This is a genomic window from Streptomyces pyxinicus (assembly GCF_024753135.1).
Taxonomy (GTDB): domain Bacteria; phylum Actinomycetota; class Actinomycetes; order Streptomycetales; family Streptomycetaceae; genus Streptomyces; species Streptomyces pyxinicus.
The window spans coordinates 1-578 of record NZ_JANUGP010000078.1 but is presented as its reverse complement, the minus strand read 5'-3'; the positions used below and the strand labels follow the sequence as shown (position 1 = coordinate 578).

General features: G+C 66.8%; 1 protein-coding gene. It reads left to right on the top strand.

Annotated elements, in window-relative coordinates:
* On the top strand, positions 1 to 578 hold a 578-nt coding region (locus tag NX794_RS35810; protein WP_258783892.1), incomplete at both ends, for an alpha-amylase family glycosyl hydrolase.

Here is a 578-nt window from a genome sequence, read left to right as displayed (position 1 = left end):
TCCCGCTACCCGGTCTCCGAGATCCTGGCCAAGACCCCGGCCATCCCCGCGCACTGCCAGTGGGGCATCTTCCTGCGCAACCACGACGAGCTGACCCTCGAAATGGTCACCGACGAAGAGCGCGACTACATGTGGGCCGAGTACGCGAAAGACCCGCGGATGCGCGCCAACATCGGCATCCGCCGGCGCCTGGCCCCGCTGCTCGACAACGACCGCAACCAGATCGAGCTGTTCACCGCCCTGCTGCTCTCCCTACCGGGATCACCGATCCTCTACTACGGCGACGAGATCGGCATGGGCGACAACATCTGGCTCGGCGACCGCGACGCCGTACGCACCCCCATGCAGTGGACACCCGACCGCAACGCCGGCTTCTCGTCCTGCGACCCGGGACGCCTGTCCCTGCCGACGATCATGGACCCGGTCCACGGCTACCAGGTCACCAACGTCGAAGCCTCCATGTCCTCCCCGTCCAGCCTGCTGCACTGGACCCGCCGCATGATCGAGATCCGCAAGCAGAACCCCGCCTTCGGACTCGGCACCTACAACGAACTCCCGTCCTCCAACCCGGCGGTCCT